Origin of the sequence: Sphingomonas piscis (assembly GCF_011300455.1) — a bacterium.
Taxonomy (GTDB): domain Bacteria; phylum Pseudomonadota; class Alphaproteobacteria; order Sphingomonadales; family Sphingomonadaceae; genus Sphingomicrobium; species Sphingomicrobium piscis.
The window spans coordinates 881,260-904,035 of the sequence record NZ_CP049869.1 but is presented as its reverse complement, the minus strand read 5'-3'; the positions used below and the strand labels follow the sequence as shown (position 1 = coordinate 904,035).

General features: G+C 64.7%; 19 protein-coding genes and 1 tRNA gene. 7 read left to right on the top strand and 13 right to left on the bottom strand.

Annotated features, from left to right (window positions below):
* The first annotated feature begins 55 nt into the window (after positions 1-55).
* The gene (locus tag G7077_RS04470) at positions 56-1,573 is read left to right on the top strand and encodes a TolB family protein (RefSeq protein WP_166410662.1); all 1,518 of its coding nucleotides are present in this window, start codon (positions 56-58) and stop codon (positions 1,571-1,573) included.
* Positions 1,574-1,693: 120 nt separating this feature from the next.
* On the opposite strand, the gene G7077_RS04465 is transcribed toward G7077_RS04470, so the two are convergent.
* Together G7077_RS04465 and G7077_RS04460 are read right to left on the bottom strand one after the other, a co-directional pair.
* Positions 1,694-2,443, bottom strand: coding sequence for a 3-keto-disaccharide hydrolase (locus G7077_RS04465; RefSeq protein ID WP_246167386.1), 750 nt, complete (start codon positions 2,441-2,443; stop codon positions 1,694-1,696).
* A 70-nt stretch (positions 2,444-2,513) separates the two neighbouring features.
* Positions 2,514-2,930 carry a hypothetical protein gene (locus G7077_RS04460; RefSeq protein WP_246167385.1) on the bottom strand — a complete coding sequence of 139 codons (417 nt, stop codon included), beginning with the start codon at positions 2,928-2,930 and terminating at the stop codon, positions 2,514-2,516.
* Between the two features lie 252 nt (positions 2,931-3,182).
* On the opposite strand from G7077_RS04460, the gene G7077_RS04455 reads away from it, so the two are divergent.
* Genes G7077_RS04455 through G7077_RS04445 form a run of 3 tightly spaced genes read left to right on the top strand, consistent with a single transcriptional unit; the run spans position 3,183 to position 6,967 of the window.
* Entirely contained in the window at positions 3,183-4,868 is a 1,686-nt protein-coding gene (locus tag G7077_RS04455; RefSeq protein WP_166410661.1) for a GMC family oxidoreductase, read from the top strand.
* A complete protein-coding gene (locus G7077_RS04450) occupies positions 4,865-5,539 on the top strand; it encodes a gluconate 2-dehydrogenase subunit 3 family protein (RefSeq protein ID WP_166410660.1) in 675 nt (224 codons plus the stop codon). The genes G7077_RS04455 and G7077_RS04450 overlap by 4 nt, the downstream gene beginning before the upstream one ends.
* 3 nt (positions 5,540-5,542) lie before the next feature.
* Positions 5,543-6,967 (top strand): Gfo/Idh/MocA family protein, encoded by a 1,425-nt coding sequence (locus G7077_RS04445; protein ID WP_166410659.1) that lies wholly within the window; start codon positions 5,543-5,545, stop codon positions 6,965-6,967.
* A 3-nt stretch (positions 6,968-6,970) separates the two neighbouring features.
* On the opposite strand, the gene G7077_RS04440 is transcribed toward G7077_RS04445, so the two are convergent.
* Positions 6,971-7,267 (bottom strand): PepSY domain-containing protein, encoded by a 297-nt coding sequence (locus G7077_RS04440; RefSeq protein WP_166410658.1) that lies wholly within the window; start codon positions 7,265-7,267, stop codon positions 6,971-6,973.
* 141 nt (positions 7,268-7,408) lie between these two features.
* Here G7077_RS04440 and G7077_RS04435 point away from each other — a divergent pair, with 141 nt between their 5' ends.
* The gene (locus tag G7077_RS04435) at positions 7,409-9,244 is read left to right on the top strand and encodes an ABC-F family ATP-binding cassette domain-containing protein (protein WP_166410657.1); all 1,836 of its coding nucleotides are present in this window, start codon (positions 7,409-7,411) and stop codon (positions 9,242-9,244) included.
* Here G7077_RS04435 and G7077_RS04430 read toward each other — a convergent pair.
* The 6 genes from G7077_RS04430 to G7077_RS04405 all read right to left on the bottom strand — a co-directional run bounded on the left by G7077_RS04430 (position 9,222) and on the right by G7077_RS04405 (position 16,488).
* Positions 9,222-10,103 carry a serine hydrolase gene (locus G7077_RS04430; RefSeq protein WP_246167384.1) on the bottom strand — a complete coding sequence of 294 codons (882 nt, stop codon included), beginning with the start codon at positions 10,101-10,103 and terminating at the stop codon, positions 9,222-9,224. The genes G7077_RS04435 and G7077_RS04430 overlap by 23 nt on opposite strands.
* A gap of 155 nt (positions 10,104-10,258) precedes the next feature.
* Positions 10,259-11,617, bottom strand: coding sequence for a PEP-CTERM-box response regulator transcription factor (prsR, locus tag G7077_RS04425; RefSeq protein ID WP_166410656.1), 1,359 nt, complete (start codon positions 11,615-11,617; stop codon positions 10,259-10,261).
* Positions 11,614-13,671, bottom strand: coding sequence for an XrtA/PEP-CTERM system histidine kinase PrsK (prsK, locus tag G7077_RS04420; RefSeq protein ID WP_166410655.1), 2,058 nt, complete (start codon positions 13,669-13,671; stop codon positions 11,614-11,616). Before prsK ends, prsR begins: the two co-directional genes overlap by 4 nt.
* An 88-nt stretch (positions 13,672-13,759) precedes the next feature.
* Positions 13,760-15,043, bottom strand: a complete 1,284-nt coding sequence (locus G7077_RS04415) for an amidohydrolase (protein ID WP_166412320.1) — start codon at positions 15,041-15,043, stop codon at positions 13,760-13,762.
* Between the two features lie 37 nt (positions 15,044-15,080).
* Positions 15,081-15,710, bottom strand: coding sequence for a DUF4893 domain-containing protein (locus tag G7077_RS04410; RefSeq protein ID WP_166410654.1), 630 nt, complete (start codon positions 15,708-15,710; stop codon positions 15,081-15,083).
* A 10-nt stretch (positions 15,711-15,720) separates the two neighbouring features.
* Entirely contained in the window at positions 15,721-16,488 is a 768-nt protein-coding gene (locus G7077_RS04405; RefSeq protein WP_166410653.1) for a 3-hydroxybutyrate dehydrogenase, read from the bottom strand.
* Between the two features lie 104 nt (positions 16,489-16,592).
* Here G7077_RS04405 and ypfJ point away from each other — a divergent pair, with 104 nt between their 5' ends.
* Positions 16,593-17,471, top strand: a complete 879-nt coding sequence (gene ypfJ, locus G7077_RS04400; RefSeq protein WP_166410652.1) for a KPN_02809 family neutral zinc metallopeptidase — start codon at positions 16,593-16,595, stop codon at positions 17,469-17,471.
* Positions 17,472-17,549: 78 nt separating this feature from the next.
* On the opposite strand, the gene G7077_RS04395 is transcribed toward ypfJ, so the two are convergent.
* Complete coding sequence (locus G7077_RS04395) at positions 17,550-18,578, bottom strand: DUF2171 domain-containing protein (RefSeq protein ID WP_166410651.1); 1,029 nt, start codon at positions 18,576-18,578, stop codon at positions 17,550-17,552.
* A gap of 224 nt (positions 18,579-18,802) precedes the next feature.
* Between G7077_RS04395 and G7077_RS04390 the strand changes: the two genes are divergently transcribed.
* Positions 18,803-18,878, top strand: a tRNA-Ala gene (locus G7077_RS04390).
* A 66-nt stretch (positions 18,879-18,944) separates the two neighbouring features.
* Here the strand turns inward: G7077_RS04390 and G7077_RS04385 are convergent.
* From G7077_RS04385 to G7077_RS04375, 3 genes are all read right to left on the bottom strand, one after another.
* Complete coding sequence (locus G7077_RS04385) at positions 18,945-19,400, bottom strand: RrF2 family transcriptional regulator (RefSeq protein WP_166410650.1); 456 nt, start codon at positions 19,398-19,400, stop codon at positions 18,945-18,947.
* A 95-nt stretch (positions 19,401-19,495) separates the two neighbouring features.
* Entirely contained in the window at positions 19,496-21,211 is a 1,716-nt protein-coding gene (locus G7077_RS04380) for an ATP-binding protein (protein ID WP_166410649.1), read from the bottom strand.
* A complete protein-coding gene (locus G7077_RS04375; protein WP_166410648.1) occupies positions 21,195-22,706 on the bottom strand; it encodes an ATPase domain-containing protein in 1,512 nt (503 codons plus the stop codon). The genes G7077_RS04380 and G7077_RS04375 overlap by 17 nt, the downstream gene beginning before the upstream one ends.
* Between the last annotated feature and the right edge of the window lie 70 nt (positions 22,707-22,776).

Below are 22,776 nucleotides of genomic sequence, written 5' to 3'. Positions count from 1 at the left end.
CTTGCGCCTTAGCCGAACTCGCCGCACACTCATTTCCAGGAAAAGGGGAGAGAGGATGAGGGGCATCTTAGTGGCGGCGCTCGGCGCGTTGCTCGCCGCATCGCCAGCGGCGGCCAAGGTCGGGATCTTCGACCAGAGCGCCGACATCGGCAAAACCTCGGTGAAAGGAACGACTGCCTTCGCCGCTAAGGGCTATCGCCTGACTGCCAGCGGCGCCAACATCTGGGGCGAAGCTGACGCTTTCCAATATGCCTGGACCGAGCGGACGGGCGACATCCACATTTCCGCCGACGTGTCGTTTGAGGGCAAGGGCACCGATCCGCATCGCAAGGCGGGTGTGATGATCCGCCAGAACAAGACGCCCGGCTCGCCGTATGCCGACGTGATGGTCCACGGCGACGGCCTGATCGCCATGCAATATCGCGAGGTGCAGGACGGCCCGACGCGGCAGATCATCTCGGCGCTCAAAACCAGCAGCGCACGCATCCGACTGGAGCGCGAAGGCGATTACGTCTGGTTCTCGGTCGCGCCCTACGGCGGCAAGCTCGCCCATGCCGGCGGCAACTTCCGGATCCCGTTTCAGGCGCCCTACCTCGTCGGACTGGCTCTTTCCGCGCATAACGACACGGTGGTGGAGACCGCCAACTTTGCCAACGTGCAGATCGCCGTTCCCAAGCTCGCCTACGTGTCCGACACCGGTTACCCGGCGAGGGTCGAGGCCAGCCTGGAGGTGATGGAGGTCGACGGCGTCCAGAGCCGCCGGGTCGTCCGCCACTTCCCCGGCAAGATCGAAGCGCCGAACTGGAGCCGGGACGGCAAGTCGCTGATCTACAATGCCGAAGGCAAGATCTGGCGCATCGCGGTCGACGGCGGCCAGCCGGTGCAGGTCAACACCGGCAAGCAGCTGAAGAACAACAACGACCACGGCCTGTCGCCCGACGGCACCCAGCTCGTCATTTCCGACCAGAGCCAGCCCGACAATCTGTCGCGCATCTATACGCTGCCGGTCGGCGGGTCGGACAGACCGGTGCTTCGGGTCAGCCATCCTGACGCGCGGTCCTACTGGCACGGCTGGTCGCCCGACGGGAAGACGTTGGCGTATGTTTACGTCCACACCACCAACGGCAAATATGAGATCTGGGGCCGCGACATCGGCAGCACCAAGGATCGCGTGCTGCTCGCCGGACCGGGCACCAACGACGGGCCGGAATGGTCGCCGGACGGCAAGTCGCTTTGGTTCAACTCGACACGCACCGGGGCGATGCAGATCTGGCGCGCCAATGCCGACGGTTCGAACCCCGTGCAGGTGACGACCGACCCTAACTTCCGCGACTGGTTCCCGCACCTGTCACCGGACGGCAAGTGGGTCGCCTTTATCTCCTTCGGGCTCGATGTAGCGCTGGGCGACCATCCACCGAACCGCGACGTCCTGCTGCGGATCATGCCGGCTGACGGCAGCGCGCCGCCCAAGGTGCTGACCCGGCTGTTCGGCGGGCAGGGGACAATCAACGTGCCGAGCTGGTCTCCCGACGGCAAAAGCATTGCCTTCGTCAGCTATCGGCTGGTGCGCTGAGACGCGCTTAAGTTGTCGATCGTCCCAGGTTTTGGCGCACGAGGTGCGAACTTAAGCTCGGGGCAACGCAATCTCGGCCGGCCGCACGGAGCCAAGCACGCGACCGGCCGTGTAGGAGGGCTAGGGAAGCTCGCGCACCCAGATGTTGCGGAAGCTGATCGGCTGGCTGGGGTCGCCATGATCCTGCAGCTTGATCGGTGACGGGCCGTGCGCCTCGTACTGCGGCTTGCCGATATAAGCCGTCTCACCGGTTACATGATAATCGTCCTGCACCAGCACGCCGTTGTGAAAGGCGGTGACTCTGGCCTGCGACTTGACGCTGCCGTCGGCATTGAAGACCGGCGCATGCCAGATCACGTCATAGGTCTGCCACTGCCCGGGCGCGCGCATCGCGTTGGCGAGCGGCGGCGACTGCTTGTAGATGCTGGCGGCTTGGCCGTTGACGTAGGTCTTGTTGTTGAAACTGTCGACGATCTGCAGCTCATAGCCGCTGTCACCGGCTCCGGTGGACGCCAGGAACAACCCGCTATTGCCGCGGCCCTGGCCTTCGCCCTTGATGCCCACCGGCACGCGCCATTCCAGATGCAGCTGATAGTTAGTGAAGCTGCGCCGCGTCTGAATGTTGCCGGTGCCCTTCTTGACGGTGACGCTGCCGTCGCGATTTAAGGTCCAGGCAGCGGCTTTGCCGTCCATCGACGCCCATTCCTTGAGATCGGTGCCACTACCCAACAGCACGACGGCATCGGACGGCGGCGCCGGCGAGGTGACCGGTCCCGGCGTGACGATCGGCGGGACAGGGGTCCACTGCTCCGTCTCTTCGGGTTTGGGCTGTTGAGCGGCGGCGGCGAGCGCGATGGCGATGATCATCATGAGCAACAGGCTCGCGCAAAATTCGGCCGCCGTCAAACGGCAGCTCGCGGCCTCGGCTGCAGGCGAGCGGCTACGTGCTAGGGCGGCTTCGCTGCCACTCCTCCCACCAGGCGGCGTAGGGTGTGTTCTTGACCAGTGACCGGTCATAGTCCGGTGCCTTGTCGGTCCACCATGCGGGACCGCGTTCGCCAAGCGCCTGCTTCGCCCGATCCACTTGCGCCCGAATGGCGTCGAGCACTTCCTCATTGCCCTTGGCGGTTTTGATCAGCCGGCGCGCGCGCATCAGGTCACGCGCGATCCGCATCCGCTGCTTCTCGTCCAGATTCGGATTGGCCGCGCGCCATAGCCTCGGCCCCGCCTTGCTGCGGTGGATGAAATAGCGGCCGTCAGGCGTGTAGGGCAGCGGCATTGCGGCCAACGATGAAGATGGACGGAACGAAGGCGAAAAGCGCGGAGAGACGGGTGCCGAGCGGTCGGAGGAACGCATCCAGAGCCAAACGATCGTGCAAACCAGTCTCTCCGCAACGAGGCGCCGGATGGGAAGGGAAGCGCTTCGAAGGAGACCGAAATTAGGTCAGCTCGCTCCGCTGGGATTGGACTTTTTTCACCTGCCGGCGAGAATCCGCACACCCTCATCCCAGTCTATTGCCGACGTGCAGTTGCTCGTGCTCTACAGCGAAAGCCTGGTCAGGGAGGCCGGCGATCAAGCGGCGCAATGACGTCCGCATGAGGGGAGAGGATGGCAACTAACCAGCCGGACGTGATCGTCGTCGGCTCAGGCGTCGGCGGCAGCATGGCCGCCTATGCGCTCGGCCGTGCGGGCGTGAAGGTGCACATCTACGAAGCAGGTCGCCACTACGATCCCGAGGCCGAGACTCCCATGATGAACTGGGATCGGGAGGCGCCGCTGCGTGCGGTCAGCACCCCGGACAAGCCGTTCGGCTATTATGACGCGACGGTGGACGGCGGCTGGCAAGTTCCGGGCGAGCCCTACACGGTGGCCGAGGGAAGCCAGTTCATGTGGTGGCGATCGCGGATGCTTGGCGGGCGGACCAACCATTGGGCGCGCCACGTGCCGCGCTTCGGGCCGCTCGATTTCAAGCCATACAGCCGTGATGGCATGGGGGTGGACTGGCCGATCGGCTACGACGACCTGAAACCCTGGTACGACCGTTCTGAGAAACTGATGGGCGTGATCGGCGAGAATATCGACTTGCCGAACGTGCCGCATTCGCCGCCCGGAATCCGCCAGCCGCCACCGGTGCCACGGGTGCCGGAACTGCTGCTGAAGGCGGCCTGCGATGAGATGGGAATTCCATGCATCGCTCCGCCACGCGCCATCATCACTCGTCCGATCGACGGCCGCGACCCCTGTTTCTACGCGTCGCCGTGCGACCGCGGCTGTTCCATCAAGGCCAACTTTCAGGCGGTCACAGTGCTTCTGCCGCCCGCGCTCAAGACCGGCAACGTGACAGTGACGACCGACGCGATGGTCGCCGAAGTGCTTACCGACAAAACCGGGAAAGCGACCGGCATCCGCTACGTCGACAAGAAAACCGGCCAGTGGAAGGAAGCGCAAGCGGGCGCCGTGGTGCTTGCCGCCAGCGCCTGCGAGACTGCGCGTATCCTGCTCAATTCGAAAAGCCGTTCACCGGACGGCCTCGCCAATTCGAGCGGGCAGGTCGGCATGAACCTGATGGACACGGTTGGGTTCGGCATGGGCGCCAAGGTTCCCGCGCTCGAGGGGCGGCCGATGTACAATGAGGACGGCGTCTCCTTCGCCCATGTCTACATGCCTTGGTGGCAAGACGAAAAGCATAAGGAATTGGGGTTCCCGCGCGGGTATCATCTCGAAGTCTGGGGTGACTGGGGCAAGCATCCGGGCATGGGCCATGGCTGGAATGCGCTCGGCTTCGAAGGGTTCGGCAAGGGGCTGCGCAACCATATGCGGCGGACCTTCGGCAGCGGCATCGGCTTTGCCGGGCGCGGCGAGATGATCCCCAACAAGGATTGTTATTGCGAGCTGGACCCGAGCGCCAAGGACAAGTTCGGAATTCCCGTGCTTCGCTTCCACTGGAAGTGGGGTGAGCCGGAAATTCGCCAGGCCGAGCATATGCGCAAGACGATGGTCGAGATCTTCGATCGCATCGGGGCGAAGTATGACGCCGCCGATGCGTCGGGTCCGGTGAAGATCAGCGCGGGCGGCGAGATGATCCACGAGGTCGGCACCGCGCGAATGGGTGGCGATCCCAAGAACTCCGTCGTGGACAGCTTCGGCCGGGCGTGGGACGTGCCGGGTCTGTACCTGATGGACGGGTCGGTGCTGCCGTCCAATCCCGACAAGAACCCCACCCTCAGCATCATGGCACTGGCGTGGCGCGGAAGCGTCGAGCTGCTTCGCCGCCGCAAGAGGGGTGAACTGTGAGCGGGCCTGAGATCGACCGGCGAGTGACGCTGCAATGGCTTGCGGGTGCGATCGCGGCGGGAAGCGTGCCGCTGAACGGTGCCTATGCTGCGCCGCCGACGACGGGCGGCGACTGGCCGTCCGTCACGGTGCCGCCGGTAACGGCACCGGGCTACGGCACCGATCCGACTATGCTGGAGCCGGTCGTTCCCTGGCCCAAGACGCTGACGGCGGCACAGCTGGATACGGCGGCGGCACTGTGCGACACCATCCTGCCGGCCGAGGGTCAGTGGCCGGCGCCGAGCACGATCGGTATCCACCATTTCGTCAACGAATGGGTCAGCGCCCCATATCCGGATCAGCAGGCGGACCGCGCCACCTTACTCGCCGGCTTCGCATGGGTCGAGCGTGAGGCGCGGAGGCAGCATGGCCGCGGCTATGCTCAGCTCGGCGAGGCACAGCGCGGCGCAATCCTGACCGCCGCCGCCGCAGCCGACCCCAAGGGGAAGGCCTTTCTCGACAAGATGAAGTTCCTGACGGCAGGGGCTTATTACACCAGCGAGCCCGGCATTGAGGAGCTCGGCTACATCGGCAACGTGCCGCTGGAGGGTGATTACCCCGGCCCGAGCGCCGAAGCCCTTGCCCACCTCGACCAGGTCCTTGCCAGCCTGAACCTCAAGCGAAAGTCATAACGCATGATCGATATGGACTTCAGCCGACGCGACTTCGTGGCTTCCGGGGCTGCAGCGCTTGGCGCCGCCGCATTGTCGGCATCGGCCGAAGCGGCGCCGCGCGGCAAGCGAAGAAAGCTGGCGCCGAGCGACACGGTGAACGTCGCCATCATCGGCGCCGGCGGGATGGGCAACAACAATGCCAATAATCTCGTCAGCCAGAATATCGTGGCGCTTGCCGACGTTGATTTCGAACATGTCGCCAGGGCTTTCCTGGACGACAAGGGACAGCCGAATCCTGAGCGGGACCCACTGAAGGCCAAGTATGACGCGGCAGCGAAATATGCGGACTATCGCCGCATGTTCGATGCCCAGAAAGACATCGACGCCGTGGTCATCGCCACCCCCGACCATCACCACGCCGCCGCAGCCAAGATGGCGATGGAGCGCGGGCTCCACGTCTACGTTCAGAAGCCGATGGCCTATTCGGTCCACGAGGGGCGACTGCTGCTCGACCTCGCGCGCAAGAACCCGAAGTTGGTGACCCAAATGGGTAACCAGGGCCACTCGGGCGATGACGGGCGCCGCGTTGTGGAGCTGATCCGCGGCGGGGTGATCGGCAGGGTCCGGGAGGTCCATGTCTGGACCAACCGCCCCGTGTGGCCGCAGGGGATCGCCAAGCCGGATCCGGTGGATACGCCGGCAAGCCTCGACTGGGACATGTGGCTCGGTCCGGCGTCCGTCGATTGGGGTTACAACCCCGATTACGGCCATTTCAACTGGCGCGGCTGGGTGCCTTTCGGGGTCGGCGCGCTGGGCGACATGGGCGCGCACCTGATCGACTTCCCCGTCTGGGCGCTGGAGCCCGGCCTGCCGACTCGGATCGAAAGCCGCCATTCGCGCTGGGGCGGGGACACCAACCCGTGGGATCGTGCCGGGCCAGAGGTGCTGACCAGCTACCCGCTTGCAAGCGTCACCCATTATGAGTTCGCGAACGCGCCGGGCGGGCCGGTTACCATGATCTGGTACGACGGCGGACTGATGCCGCCGACGCCCAAGGGCATCCCTTCAAGCCGGCTCGATCCGGGCGGCGGCGTGATGTTCGTTGGGGAGACCGGCTACCTGATCCACGAGACCTATGGCGAAAACCCGATCCTGTTCGGGGAAGGCGTTGCCGACAAGGCAGCTGCGATCCCCGTCAGCCTGCCGCGCATTTCAGGCGGCATCGGCGGGCACGAGATGAACTGGATCCGCGCAATCCGCGGCGAAGAGGGCATCTCCAACCCGTTCGAAATGGCGGTGCCGCTCAATGAGACGATGGTGCTGGGGATGGTTGCCATGAAGGCCGACCAGCCGATCGCCTATGACGGCAGGGCGGTGGCAGTCACCAACGTACTCGGCGCCAACCAATATCTAACGCGTGAGTATCGGAAGGGATGGGAACTTTAGGCTCTATTCGGAACGGCGGATGACGCGGCCGGTATCCGCGTCGACGTCGACCCAGATCACCCGGCCGCCGCGCATGAACTTCATGCGGTAGGTGCGGCCGCTGATTTCGGGGCTGAGCGGAGTCGCGTCGCGGCCGACCATGGGCATGACGCGCTCGCGAAGCTCGGGAAGCGGCAGGACTCGGCCGCGACGTGCGCCTTCAAAGGCACGATCCTGCTCCCGCTTTCGCTGCGCAAGCGCCGGCGTGGTGAGCAGACCTGCGGCAAGAACCGCGGTGAGAAGGGTACGAAACGGGCGCATGACGATAATTCCTGAGACCACCTCCTAAGCGTAAAGCATTGAATGCCTTATGAATGGCAACGAAGCGCCGGGTTCAGGCGGGCGGCTCGAATCGACCGCTTGGCTTGCGCCACCATGCTGCGCTAGGCGCCGCCCGGCAAGATGGCGGCTCCGATCCTCTCCTATGAATGCCTTGGCCTGGTCCAAGGCGACGGCTGGCTGTTCCGCGGCCTCGACGTTTACGTCGGCGAGCGGGACCGGCTGGCGCTGATCGGTCGCAACGGGGCGGGCAAAACGACCTTTCTGAAATGCCTGGCCGACCTCATCGAGACCGATGAAGGGCGGCGGAGCATCGTTCCGGGCACGCGGGTGGTGCTGCTGGAGCAGGATCCCGACATGTCGGGCCATGTCACCTTGCGCGATTGGGCCGTAAGCGGTGCCGATGCGCCGGCGGAGCATGAAGTCGCGGCCATCGCCGATCAGCTCGGCGGCGACCTCGACCGGCCGGTGGCGACGGCGAGCGGCGGTGAGCGGCGCCGGGCGGCGATCGCACGGGCGCTTGCGCAGGATCCCGACGTGCTGCTGCTCGACGAGCCGACCAACCATCTCGATCTTGGCGCCATCGAATGGCTCGAGGATTGGCTGAAACGCTTCAAGGGCGCGTTCATCGTCATCAGCCATGACCGCACTTTCCTGACCCGCCTGACGCGCAGCTGCATCTGGCTCGACCGTGGCGACCTTCGCCGGGCGGAGATCGGGTTCGGCGGGTTTGAGGCCTGGACCGAGCAGGTCTATGAGGAAGAGGCGCGCGCCGCCGAGAAGCTGGAGGCCAAGCTGAAGCTGGAGCTGCACTGGTTGCAGCGCGGCGTGACGGCGAGGCGCCGGCGGAACCAGGGACGGCTCGCCAAGCTCAACGAGATGCGGGCGCAGCGTGCGGCAATGATCGGCGGGCCGGGGACAGCGAAGCTCGGGCTGGCGCGGGACGATGTCCGGACGAAGACCGTGATCGACGCCGAGAATGTTTCCAAGGTGTTCGGCGAGCGGACGATCATCCGCGACTTCACTCTGCGCATCCAGCGCGGCGACCGGATCGGCCTGGTCGGTCCGAACGGGGCGGGGAAGACGACCTTGCTCAAGCTCCTGACGGGTGAGATCGCGCCGGACAGCGGCAGGGTGACCCTCGCGAAGACGCTGTCCGGCATCGTGATCGACCAGCAGCGCAAGCTGATGGAACCGGGTAAGAAGGTTCGCGACGTGCTTGCGGACGGCGGCGACTGGATCACCGTTCGCGGCGAGAAGAAGCATATCAAGGGGTACCTCAAGGAGTTTCTGTTCAACCCGGAGATGACCGAAACGCCGATTGGGTCGTTGTCAGGCGGGGAGCGGTCGCGGCTGCTGCTGGCGCGAGAGTTCGCCCGGGAAGCGAACCTGCTGGTGCTGGACGAGCCCACAAACGATCTCGACCTCGAGACGCTCGACCTCTTGCAGGAGGTGATCGCCGATTACGAGGGCACGGTGCTGATCGTCAGCCACGATCGCGATTTCCTAGATCGGACGGTGACAGTGACTCTGGGGCTGGACGGATCAGGCAAGGTCGACATTGTTGCCGGCGGTTATGAGGATTGGCTCCGGCGCAGGGGCAGTTCCTCGTCGAAGGTCGGGCCTCAGGGCGGTGCGCAAGCGGCGCTCCGATCGTCTGATGAAAGAAAAGCGCCTGCCAGCGCGCTTGGACCTCGGCCTTCGCCTGGTAACAAGTTGTCGTACAAGGACCAGCGCGATCTGGATCGGCTTCCTGGGGAGATCGAGCGGATCGAGCGGGAGATTGCCGCGACCGAGCAGGCGCTGGCTGACCCTGATCTCTACACGCGCGATTTCCAGCGGTTCAGTGATCTGACCGCCCGGTCTGCGAAGCTGCGGTCCGAAAAGGACGAAGCGGAAGAGCGATGGCTCGAAGTGGCCGAAATGGCCGAAACGCTTAGCGCTGGAGCTGGTAGCTGACACTCGCAGGCTTTGCGGTCACCGGGGCCGACGCTGCCTGTAACCGGAACGTGTTGCGCGCTTGGAAGCCGTAGTAAACGGTCCAGGCGGCCTCCGCGATCGTGCGCGGGCGATCGCTGCCATTGCGAGCAAAGAAAGCGACGGCAATCCTCCGCCCATCCGGCAAAGTGATGAAGCCGACGTCCGCAGTCAGACCGTTCAGGGTACCAGTTTTGTGCTCCACCCGGGTGCCCGCCGGAAGCAAGGCGCGCATCCGGTTCTTGCCCGTGGTGCACTTGGCCATCAGGCCGAGCAGATATTGCTTGTTGGCCGGGCGCAGTAGCTCACCCTTATCGAGCTTGCTTAGCATGTTGAGCATCGCCATCGGCGTCGAAGAGTCGCGCAGGTCGTATAGGTCGCGCTTTGCGGCGAGCAGCCGGGCAATGGTGCGGTCGACCCGCATCCCGCTGAGGCGATGCTGCTCAATCCAATCCTGAAGCGTGTCCGGGCCGCCGAGATCGTTCAGCAGGATGTCCGTGGCCGCATTGTTGCTCTTGATGATCATTGACGCCATCAGGCTGCGCGCGGACTGGCCCTGGATGATGTTGTCGAGAGACCTGCGGCCATGCTCAACCTGCGACAGGTAAAGCGCAGCGACGGCAATCTTCATCGTGCTCGCCATCGGGAAGGGCTCATCCCCGCGCACACTCAGCGTCTCGCCGGTGGTCAGGTCCAAGGCGGCGATGCCGTAATCGCCCGAGCGCGCCCGGACCAAATCCCTCAGCTGTTGCTCAACCGGCTTAAGTGCCGGCGATGTGACAGCCAGTGCCGGCTGCGCCGACACCGCAAGCAATAGACCCAGAAATGCGAAAAAGCGCATCGCCCTCACCTGAAAAGCGTCTCCGTCAAACCCCCACGCTCTCGCGCATCGGTAAACGTGCACTTACCGTCACCCAGTTGAATGCTTGCTTTCCATATACTTGCGATGAGACGAGTCGTAGCTGCGGTGAGTTGAATCGTGGCCGCCAAACTGGATCAGCTTGTCAGCTGATACTGCTTCAGCAGGTCGTAAAGGGTTGGCCGGCTGATCCCCAAAAGCTTGGCGGCGCCCGAGATGTTATTCTCCGTCCGGCTCATCGCCTGGCGGATCGCGCGGCGGTCCGCCGTCTCGCGAACGGCACGCAGGTTGATCGCATCCTCGCCTTGCGGCGCGCGTCCCTGGAGGTCGAGGTCGTCGGCGGTTAATTGCTTACCGTCGGCCATGATGACGGCACGCTTGATTCGATTCTCGAGCTCGCGGACATTTCCGGGCCAGCTGTGAGAGTCGATCGCGGCCACCGCATCTGTGGATAGGCCGGTCACCTTGCTGTTCAGTTCGCGCGCGAAGCGGTTCACGAAATGGCGAGCAAGCAAGACGGCATCGCCGGCCCGCTCGGCAAGCGCTGGGATCTTCACCACGATTTCCGCAAGGCGGTAGTAAAGGTCCTCGCGGAAGCGGCCGTCCGCCGTCATGGCGTCGAGGTTCTGGTGGGTAGCGCAGACGATGCGGGTGTCCACCGCGATCGGCTGCCGACCGCCGATGCGCTCGATCACCCGCTCCTGAAGAAAGCGCAGCAGCTTGACCTGCAGCGGCAGCGGAATGTCGCCAACCTCATCGAGGAACAAGGTGCCGCCTTGTGCCTGCTCGATCTTCCCGGGGTTGGTCTTGACGGCACCGGTGAACGCGCCGCGCTCATAGCCGAACAGTTCCGCCTCCAGCAGGTTTTCCGGAATGGCGGCGCAGTTGATGGCGACGAACTCGCCGTTCTTGCGCTTGCTTTGGTCGTGCACGGCGCGGGCAAGCAACTCCTTGCCGGTGCCGCTGGCGCCCAGCAGCATCACCGAGACGTCTGCGTTGGCGACGCGTTCGATGGTGCGCGCGACCTTCTGCATCTCGGGCGCCGCGCTGATGATGGAGCCGAGCACCGTGCTGCCGCCGGCCTCATGCCGGCGGTTCTCCGCCTCGATCCCGTGGAGGTGGAAGGCGCGGGCGACGATGAGGCCGAGCTCGTCGATGTCGAGCGGCTTGCGGTAGAAGTCATAGGCGCCGAGCGAGATTGCCCTAAGCGCGCTTTCCCGGGCGCCGTGCCCGGACGCAACAATGACCTTGGTGTCGGGCTTCAGCCGAAGGATCTCCGACAAGGTCGCAAAGCCCTCATCCGTGCCGTCGGGATCGGGCGGGAGGCCAAGGTCCAGGGTCACGACGGCCGGTTCGTAAAGGCGAAGCGCCTCGATGGCGCTCTGCCGGTCGCCGGCCGCCACTACGCGATATCCTTCGTAGGCCCATTTGAGCTGACGCTGCAGGCCCTCGTCATCCTCAACGACGAGCAGCACGGGGAGGTTGGTGTCGGTCATGCGATCTTCCGTTCGGGTTCGGCCGCTGCGGGTGCGGCAGGAAGGAGAATGGCGAAGGTGGTGCCCTGGCCCGGGCGGCTGTCGACGGCGATCCGTCCGCCCATCGCAAGGATGAGGGAGCGGGCTTCGAACGTTCCGATGCCGAAGCCGCTCGCCTTGGTGGAGGCGAATGGCTTGAACAAGCGGTTGCGGATGAAGTCGCCGTCCATGCCGCACCCCTTGTCGGTAATGGCGACTTCAATCTCATCGCCGCGGTCGGTGACACGCAAGCTGACAGGCTCGGTGAGCGGGCTCGCCTCCACCGCATTCTGAAGAAGGTGGCCAACCGCTTGCTCAAGCGCGGCCGCGTCGACTTGTGCCCAAACATTGCCGTCGCCATGCAGGCGGACGTCGTGGGCCCGCCGTTTGGCGGCGATTGCGGCGGTGAGCACGGGACCAAGCGGCTGCGGTTCCGGCCGAAGGGGGCGCTGCCCGGCCTGAGGCGACAGTCGCGCAAGCAAATCGTTCATCTTGCCGACGGAGCTTTTCAGGGTCGCAATCATGTCGGCGCGGAACTCCGCATTGTCAGCATGGCGTTCGGCGTTGCGCGTGAGCAGGGACAACTGGCTGACGAGGTTCTTCACATCGTGGAGGATGAAGGCGAAGCGTCGATTGAATTCTTCGAAGCGCTGCGCCGTCGACAAGGCTTCCTGACCATGCGCTTCGGCCAGCGAGCTTGCCGCCTGTCTACCCGCCGTGCGCAGGAGATCGAAATCTTCCCAATCGAGGGGACGCCGGTAATCGGGCGCCGCGAGCAGAACGAGACCGGCAAGTTTCCCATGGTGGATCAGCGGCACGCCGACCCAGATCGACCGGTCTTCAAGGATCCAGGCCGGGGTGGCCAGCGCCTTTTCCGGCGGCTCGGCCCAGCCGCCGCGGAGTGCATCGAATTCGACGATCCGCCCACTGGACTCCATCCGTTCCCAGAAGCCCGCGCCGGTGGGCCCGGCGGCAAGCGGCGGCGTGGCACCGTCCCACTGCCAGGACGAGCTGCCCGCAAGATTTCCCGCCCCGTCGGCGGTAAGCAGCAGCGCCGCCGGAGCTTCCAAAATGTCCGCCAGCGCCCGTGCCACGCGCTCGCCCATGCGTGGCGCGTCATGGCCGGCGCTGCCGAGCGTTTCGGTGAAGCGCAACCACTCCGTCCGGTAATCGTACCGATGCTCGAACAGATGCTTGGCGATCTTCACCTTGGCCCAGCTCCGCGCACGGGCGCTGGGTAGCAGAACCATCCCGGCCACCGTCAGCGCGGCGAGCGTGGCGATCAGAAGCGCGCCGGAAAGGTCGAAGCCCGAATTGCGCGTGGCGGTGGCAAGAACCGCCATGACTGCAAAGTAAGCGCAAATGGCGAGGAGGGAGAGCGACTGGAAGGTGGCGGCTCGCGACAGCCGGACCCGCGACCCATCCTCATTGCGAGCGCCCAGCGCGAACAAGGGCGACGTCAGCGCAAGAGCCAGACCGCGCCACTCGATCAATGTGCCTGACAGAGACGATTTCAGGTAAGAGACGGTGTATAAGTTGAGGTCGTAAGCCCACAGCAGCGCAAGGCCGAGCATCATCGGACGAAGACTGGTTCGGCTGGTCGGTGCGGCCTGGCCGTAAAGGTTGTGAACGAGGACAAGCCCGCCCGCAGCCGCCGTCATCCGCAGAAGGATGGCGGTTTCCCAACTCGTTTGGGACTGGGTGACGAGGACGAGCGCATCGGCAACGCACTGGAAGCCGAACACGGCGGCGACGGCGGCGTAGACCAGTCGAGCGCCATGCTGCCGCTCGTCCGACCGCGCCGACAGGCTGTAGAGAAGGCTGACCCAGATGAGGTTTCGGGCCGTCTCGGCATAAGAGGAGAGAGCCGAGCCGGCGTAGAGGCCGGAAATCCAGCACCAGCAGGCGGTGATTGCCAAGGCGCCGAGCAGCAGGCGCTGACGGCCTGCGCTGCCGACACCAAGGCGCCACAGGATGAGCGCGGCAAAGGCGGCCGCTGCAAGCGCATGGCTCCACAAGATGATCAGGGCCGCCAAGGTGCAGCCGCTGTAAGGTTCGCCGACATAAGGAGGACTGTCGGCAAAATTTACAAAGAAGTGGTGAACGCGCGTTACGCGGCGGTCGCTACTGCTTCTTCAGAACGTCCAGCGCCGCCACGGTGAGCGCCTCCGTGGCGGTGGCAATCACCGTCTCCGCCTCCGGCGCCCAGAACGGGCTGTGCAGGGACGGCAGCTTCTGCGCGTTGCCGCCGGCAGCATCCCATTGCTTGCGCGGCGTTCCGCCGACCCAAAAGATCAGGCTTTCAATCGACGGGTCCGCCAGCCGGTAGCGGCTGAAATCCTCGCCCCCCATGACGGCGGGGGTCTTGGTCACCCACTCGGCGCCGAAGTGCTGGCCGAACAGAGAAAGGGCGCGGCTGCTGAACTTTTCCGTGTTGAAGGCGGCGGGGGTATATTCGTTGTCGCGCCAGGTGACCTCCGGCATCTTGTCGTCGGGCATGCCGGCGGCGATCGCTTCGCCCCGCGCGATCCGTTTCACGCCTTCCAGCAGCATCTGGCGAACTTCGGGCGTGTAGCTTCGCACCGTCAATTGGAGCCGCGCCTCGTCGGAGATGATGTTGTGCTTGGTGCCGGCATGGAAGCTGCCCACCGTGACGACTGCGGGGTTCGCCGGGTCGTTCTCCCGGCTAACCAAAGTCTGCAGGGTCAGGACGATGCGGGCGGCAAGCACGATCGGGTCGCGGGTGGTGTGCGGGTAGGCGCCGTGCCCGCCGACGCCATGCACCAATATGTCGACGCTATCGACATTGGCGAGCGCATAGCCCGGTGTGATCCCGATCACGCCCGCCGGCAACGTCGCCGCGTCGTGGAAGGCAAGGGCATATTGGGGCTTGGGGAAGCGGGTGTAGAGCCCGTCGTCGAGCATCGCCCGCGCGCCTTCGCCGGTCTCTTCGCCCGGCTGCAGGATCATCACCAAAGTTCCGGACCACTGCTCCTTGGCGGCCGCGAGACGCCGCGCCGTGCCGATCCAGCCGGCCATGTGCGTGTCGTGACCGCACGCATGCATGACGCCGCTTTCCACGCCCGAATGGGCGACTGCGCGCGCCTTGGACGCGAATGGCAGGCCCGTCTGCTCCTCAAGGGGCAGGGCGTCCATATCGGCACGGATCAGGAGCACCGGGCCGGCGCCGTTCTTCATCACCGCGACGACGCCCGTGCCGCCGACTTTTTCCGTTACGTCGAACCCTAAGGTGCGCGCCTCGGCGGCGAGCTTGGCTGCGGTGCGATGCTCCTGCATCGACAGTTCCGGGTGGGCATGGAGGTCGCGGTAGAGCGACATCAATCGCGGCAAGTCGGCGGCAATGGCCTGCTTCAGTGTTGCCGCATCGAGGTCGGCCGGAAGGGTCATGACCAGCAGGCCGAGCAGGAAGCGGCGCAAGCGGACCTCATTGGGCAGGAACGAGCTCAAGAACGTCGAGCAGGGATTCAAAGTGCGGGCGGGGCATGACCATGCGCCACCGCGCCGGACCGATGCGCTCCAAAAGCCCAGCGACATCCCGCTCCCGGTCCGCACCGTAGCGCATCGCCGCCGTCTCGTCGCCGAGCACAAGGGTGCCGAGGAACACCTGGCGAAGCGTGTCGCCGGGATAGATGCGGCCGTAGACACGTTGCGACCCGGTCAGCTTGGAAAAGCTTTGAAGCGTTCCCGATCCGCCCACGCGGCAGCGAAAATAAGGGTATGCGACATAGTCGAGCAGCCCTTGCGAGCGAGCACCGAGCTTGATCACGCGGCAGCGATAGTCGCCGGCTGGGATCGGCCCGCCACCGAGGGCGGAGTCCGGCTGCAGAAGCGAACCTTCGCGATCGATCGCCGCTCCGTGACCGGATCGTCGGGCGGCGGCGAGCGCGGCCGAAAAGCTGCTTCGCCAGTTCCGGAGGCGGAGCCTGTCATCCTCCGTGGCCGTGCTGCGCCAAGCGGGCAAGGGGCTCGCGACCGGCTGTGGCGGGGCCGTCGTCGTCGCCGCCGTACAGCCTGCTGTGGCGGCAAAGGCGGCGAGGGGCAGGAGACGGCGCATGGTGCCGAGCTTAGGCAGCTGTCCAGCCGCCGTCCATGCTGAGATTGGCGCCGGTGATCGACGCCGCTTCGTCCCGGCACAGGAACAAGGCAAGGGCGGCGACTTCCTCCACCGTCACAAACCTTTTGGTTGGCTGGGCGGCGAGCAGCACATCGTTCATCACCTGCTCGCGCGTCAGGCCGCGTGCCGCCATCGTGTCCGGGATCTGTTTCTCCACCAACGGGGTCCAGACGTAGCCTGGCGAGATGCAGTTGACGGTGATCCCGTCCTGCGCGGTCTCAAGCGCCACCGTCTTCGTCAGGCCCGCAACGGCATGCTTGGCGGCGACATAAGCGGCCTTGCCGGGTGAAGCGACCAGGCTGTGCGCCGACGCCGTATTGATGATCCGGCCCCAACCCTTTTCACGCATGGCGGGCACGACCAAGCGGGTCGTGTGGAAGGCGGCGGACAGGTTTATGGCGATGATCTGATCCCACTTGTTGGGCGGGAAGTCGGCAATCGGCGCCACATGCTGCACACCGGCATTGTTGACGAGGATGTCCGGAGCACCGAGCTCGGCAGTGCAGCGCGCGATCATCGCTTCGATGTCTTGAGGGCTCGACATGTCGGCGCCGTCGTGAAGCGCGCCGAGCGCCTTGCAGATGCCGACGATCTCGTCCGGGTCGCCGAAGCCGTTGATCATCACCCTCGCTCCCTCGCCGGCAAGCGCGCTGGCGATCGCGAACCCGATGCCGGAGGTGGAGCCGGTGACCAGTGCGACCTTGCCTTGGAGAAGCATCAGTAACCGCCTTTCTTGCGCATTGGGCTAGCCGCTCGGCGCCGTCCTTTGCAACCGGGGACGCGGCCAAGCATTACGACTTCGAAACAGGAGGAGGAACAGGGGTGCGGCTAGGCGACGAGGATCCGAGCGGTAACTTCATCGACAACACGGGCCGAGGTGGCGGCTTCGGGCTTGGCGGAGGTGGCGGCAACATGCTGGGCTGCCTATTGCCGATGGTGATGAGCCGCTTCGGCATCGTCGGCGTGCTGGTCCTTCTTCTCGGCTATTGCGCGCTTTCGACCCTTGGCGGCGGCGGCGGACTGATTCCCACGGGCCCAGGCACGACGACGAGCGCGCCAGGCCAGCCCAATGCGGCCTCTAGCCTGGATCCGCAGATGCGGGATCTGATGACGCGGGTGCTCGGCTCCACCGAGCGCCGCTGGACCGACCTTTTCGCCCGGTCGGGTCAGCGCTACACTCCGACTACCCTGGTTGCTTATTCGACGAGCGGCCGGTCGGGCTGCGGTGCGGCGCAGGCGGCGATGGGGCCATTCTACTGCCCGACCGACCAGCGCATCTACATCGATCCGGATTTCTTTAATGAGCTGTCGCGGCGGTTTGGAGCGCCGGGTGATTTCGCCATGGCCTATGTTATCGCGCATGAGGTCGGCCACCATGTCCAGAACCTGGAAGGCACGCTGGAGCGGGCGCAGAATGCGCAGGCGCGCTCGAGCGAGGCGGAAGGCAACGCGGTTCAGGTCGGGGTCGAACTGCAGGCCGACTGCTATGCCGGCGTATGGGCAGCCAACGACAAGAACCTCATGGAAGCGGGCGACTTCGAGGAAGGCATGAAGGCCGCTGAGGCGATCGGCGACGATACGCTGACACAGGGGCGCGTCTCCCCGGACAAGTTCACCCACGGCACCTCGGCGCAGCGCATGGCCGCGCTCCGCAAGGGACTGGAAACCGGCAACCCCGCCGCCTGCACCTTCAACCGCTAACGCCTGAACGATAAAGGCCCGGCCGTCGCTTGAACGGCCGGGCCAATCCTCCCCGGGAAAGAGGGAGCGACCGCCCGCTTAGTCGCGGTAGGTTCCCGAGAAGCTCCGGTCGAGAATGCCGGGGCCGGCCTGGCCCTGATCCTCCCGCTCGAACAGGGCGCGGCTGCGGTCTTCGTCCCGCCAGCGGTTTCGGGCCTGCTCGGCGGTGGTGTCCAGAATTACGCGGCCATTCTCGACCCGGTCTACCAGCGTGCAGGCAATCGAATGGTGACCGCCGGCAGCTGGATCGTTGCGGGTCAGAATGATGCGGTCGCCGGCCACCTTGTCGACTGTGCCGACATGCTCGCCGTCGCTGCCAACGACCTCGAGATGCTCCCGAACCTGGCCGAGCAAGGAGCGCTTCTCCTGCCGCTTGTTGCGCCAGCCACCGAAGTCATCGTCGAAGCGCGTCTGCCGCTCGCGATGATAGTCGTGATAATCGCGGTCGAGCTCCTGCATGTGCCGCTCCCGCCATTGCCGATAATGCGGGTCATGATGCTGCGAGCGGTCTGACGAGCCGGCGAAGCTGGTGCGGCGGTAATCGTCGCGATCCCAATTGCTCTGCTGCTTGTCGTGCTGGTCACCCCGCTGCGGCTGCTGGCGATCGTTGAAACTGCTGCGGCCGTAGTCGCCGGTGACCGGACGGTAGCCGCGCTGGTCGCCGTCGTGGTCCGACCGATAGGAGCGCTCTTCCGATTGGCTGCGATCGTACCGGTCTCGTGAGCTATGCTCCGGCGAACGGCCGCCAAGCCATTCATTACGATCGTCACGACCCGGGTTTGCGCGGCTTCGCTCCTGGTTGCGCCAATCATTCCCGCGGTCGCGATGCTCGCCGCTCATCCAGCCGCCGCGCTGGCGATCGTCGCCCCGTTCACGGTCCCAGTTGCCGTCGCGGCTGTCGCGGCCACCGTCGTCGTCGCTTCCGAACCAGGACGCAATCTCGTCGCCGGCCCGTTCGAAGAAGCCGCGTTCGCTGCGTCCGGAACCCTGTCGTGGCGACGAGCGGTCGTCTGCCCATCGGCTGCGATCCTGGCGCCCATAATCCGCCTCATCACGGTCATAGCCCATATGTCTGTCCTCCAAGGTGACGCCGCCGCAATCGGCAGCGGCTAATCTGAGTCAGGAAAACGTGCGGGGCTCATAGGCCGTTCCGGTGCCACGGGCGGCGAGAGCGGCAAGTGCGCCAGTCCGACATCCTGCCGGGACAAGCGCGTTGCAAGGGGAGGAACCGCGGTTATGGAGCCCGCCTGCCGCGGCGATTCAGAAACATCTGAGCGCCGCTGTCCGGGCGCGGGGCTGTAGCTCAGATGGGAGAGCGCTGCAATCGCACTGCAGAGGTCAGGGGTTCGATTCCCCTCAGCTCCACCACCGCACCGGACGATCTTCAGACATGGTGCCACGCTGGATTTGACAGTCAGGCGACAGCCGAAGGGATCAAGCTTGGTGGACCAAAGGCTCCCTCGGGGCGAGCCGCTCTTCCCACTCGGCACCCTGGGCAAGAGAGATGGAGTCCAGCACGGCCGTGCTCTGATCGCGAAGGACGGCGAAGGCGCGGCGGATGGCGCAGGTCGCCTCATCGTGGCAGTCACCGCAGGGCGCATAATAATTCACGCTAGCGCATGAAACCAGGGCGATCGGCCCTTCCATGGTGCGGACGATCTCACCGAAGGAGATAGCCTCAGGCGGGCGGGCGAGGACGTAGCCGCCCTTCGGGCCGCGGATGCTCTTCACCAAACCGGTCTTCTTGAGATCGAGCATGATGAGCTCGAGATATTTTGGGGGGACGTTCTGGCTGCTTGCGATCCGCGCCAGCTGCACCGGCCCGCCGCCGCCTTCCTCCACCAGGTACAGGAGAGAGCGCAGCGCATAGCGGGTCTTCTGTGCGATCATGAATGTCTATTAGCCGACAAGAGCTTGAAACGAAAGGACGGCTTGAGAGGCGTGGAACGCTTGAGGCTGATCTTCGGGGATGTTCGCGTTTCGGCTTAAGGCCGCAGGGGGATCACGTTGTCGGCCGCTTCGGCGCCGCGGAGATCGTGCAACCGAGCGGCGAGTTCGGCCAGCCGGTAGGGCTTCTTCATGACGACCTCGTCAGCCAAATCCTCACCGAACGACCCCAGGTCGGCGTAACCGCTCGCGAACATGATCGGCATGTCGGGCGCGATTTCGCGTGCGCGTTCGGCAAGGGTGACGCCCGACATTCCAGGCATCGCCACGTCGGTGACCATGACGGTGAAATGATGATTGGCAAGCAGGTCCAGCGCCTGCTCGCCCGAGGATGCGTCGCTGACCCGGCAGCCGATTTCCTCGAGCATGGTGGCGCAAACCTCGCGGACCGCATCGTCATCGTCGACGAGCAGTACGGACATGAGGTCCGATTGGCCGGTGCTCGCAGGCGCGAGTTCGACCACCTTGGCGGGCGCGTTTGTTCGCGGCAGGTAGACGGTCACCTTGGTGCCTTTACCCTCCTGGCTTTCGATCCGAACGGTGCCGCCCGACTGCTTGGCGAACCCGTAAAGCTGGGAAAGTCCAAGACCGGTGCCGCGACCCTGCTCCTTGGTAGTGAAGAACGGTTCGAACGCGCGGGCAATCACGTCAGGCGACATTCCGGAGCCCGTGTCAGCAACGGAGACGGCAACATATTCGCGCCCGCCAAGTTCGCTCGACAAGTGGGCCGGTACTTGGAGCACATTGTCGGTGGAGATCGTCAGGCGGCCACCGTGCGGCATGGCATCGCGAGCGTTGATCGCCAGGTTGAGGATCATCACCTCCATCTGCGTCGGATCCGCCAGCGCATGCCACAGCTGCGGGTCTAGGCGGGTTTCTACCCGCACTTGAGGTCCAATCGTCCGGGCGAGCAGGTCGCCCATCTTGGTGACAATCTCATTGGCATCGGTTGCCGCAGGCGACAGCCGCTGGCGACGCGAGAAGGCGAGCAGCTGGGCCGTGAGCTTTGCGCCGCGTTCCGCTGCCTGAAGAGCGTTGTTGGCAAGCCGCTTGAGCTTCTCGTCGTCTGTCCGCCGAAGGAGGAGGTCGAGGGATCCGACCACGGCCGTCAAAAGATTGTTGAAGTCGTGAGCAAGGCCGCCGGTCAGCTGCCCGACCGCCTCCATCTTCTGCGCCTGGATGAGCCGCGCCTCCGCTTTCTCACGCTCCGCGATTTCGGCAGTGAGCCGATCGTTGGCGCTCGCCAGGTCACGAGTCCGATCGCGAACCTTGGTCTCGAGCGATCCGGCCAGGTTGTGCAACTCAGTCCGGGCCTGTTCGAGCTCCCGCAAATGCTGACCGGCAAGCCGCTGCCTCTGCCGGCTTCTCCGGGCCGAGCGAACGGCGCTGACCAGCGTTGCGGGATGAAGCGGGCGTTCAAGCACCGTGACGTTGGCGACGTCCTCCAGGCTGCGGGAGCCGGCCCTCGTCTCTCCACGCCGGGAGAGAAGAATGAAGGGGAAATCCGACCATGGAGGCTGACTCTCGATCGCTTCCTGAAGCCGTTGCGGGCCGATCCTTGCCCAAGCATCGTCGGTGATGATCGCGCCTGACGCGCGGCCCAGTGCTAGCGCGCTGAACAGCTTGCTGTTGTCGGGATCATATTCAATGGTCAATTTCGCGCTGCGCAGCAATTCGGCAACGACGGCGGCATCGCGCCCACCGGGCGCGATGATCAGGAAGGGATCCTCGCTGAGGTCAGCCGGGCTGGCCAAGGCTCTTCACGAGCAGTTTTGAATCGCCCTCATAGACCGGCGTGCCCGTCAGAATTCCCCGAAAGCCGGAAAGCGTCTCACCGACATCGACTCCGTCGGAGGTAATCGACAATTCCCTGATCGTAGTCTCGTGGGATCCAGTGCGCTTCTTGAGAACAGACAGCGCTCGTTTCAATTCGGCATTAGCCTCGAAGAAACGAAGCAACAGCACCGCGTCCGAAAGGTAGGTCAGGTCTACCGGCGACTGCATCGACCCGACCATTCCCGATTGGGCCAGGATGAGGAAGGTGAGGACACCTTGCTGGTTCAGATAGGTTACCAGCTCATGCATCTGGAGCAGCATATATTGCTCCTCCGACATTGCATGCTGGTAGCCTGTGAGTGAATCCAGGACGACGATGCTGGTGCCGTGATCCACTTCGTGCCGGATGATTCCTGCCAGCTCACCAGGAGACAATTCGGCTGGATCGACCTGCTGAACCTTGAGCAGTCCCGCGTCCGAAAAGCTCGCGATGTCCACGCCAAGGCCCGTCGCGCGCCTTTGGAATACTCGCTCGGTTTCGTCGAAGCTGACGATCAGCACCTTCTCGCCACGTTCCATGGCGGCTTTCAGAAATTGCAGCACCAGCGTTGATTTGCCGGAACCCGAAGGACCGATCACCAGATTGGTGGTGCCATAATCCAGGCCCCCGCCGACCAGATTGTCGAGCTGTGGCACGCCGCTGGAGGCGCGTCTGTCCTCATGGCCGTCGTCCGGATGCGACGAGGCTACCAAGCGCGGAAAGATGACCAGCCCGCCCTTGCGGATGGTGAAGTCGTGGAAGCCGCCGCGGAACGCCCGGCCACGCATCTTGAAAACCCGCAGCCGCCGCCGCTCGGCCCCATAGGTCTGTGCAATCTGCTCAAGACGGATCACGCCGTGCGCCAGGCTGTGAAGGCTGAGGTCGGTTTCCATCATGGTGAGGTCGTCGAGAAACAGGACGGTGCACTTGTGCTGCGCGAAATAATGCTTGAGCGCGAGGACCTGCCGACGGAAGCGCAGGGGGCCTTGGGCCAGCAGCCGGATTTCCGAAAGGGAGTCGAAGACGATCCGCGCAGGAGCGATGCGCTCCACCTCGTCCATGACCATCTGAACCGTCTCACCGAGTTCCAGATCCGATGCATAGACGATCGACTGCTCGCGTTCCGTATCCAGGCTCAACTCGGGCGGAACAAGCTCGAAAATGTCGATGCCTGCAAGATCCCAGCCGTGAGTGTCGGCGACGTGGAGCAACTCCTCGCGGCTTTCCGACAAGGTGATGTACAGGCACTTCTCGCCCTTGGCCGCGCCGTCGCGCAGGAATTGCAGGCCAAGCGTCGTCTTACCGCACCCGGGCGCACCTTCTAACAGGTGAACACGGTTGCCGGCATAGCCACCGGCAAGGATGTAATCGAGCGGCGGGGAACCGGAGGAAACGGCGGCGCCGTCGATCAGCAGTTCGGAATTCGCAGCCATGGACGCACTCCGGTGGGAGATGGGGCTCTGCCGTAGTCAGCGATTCTTTGCAATGGCGCCGCCTGACGGG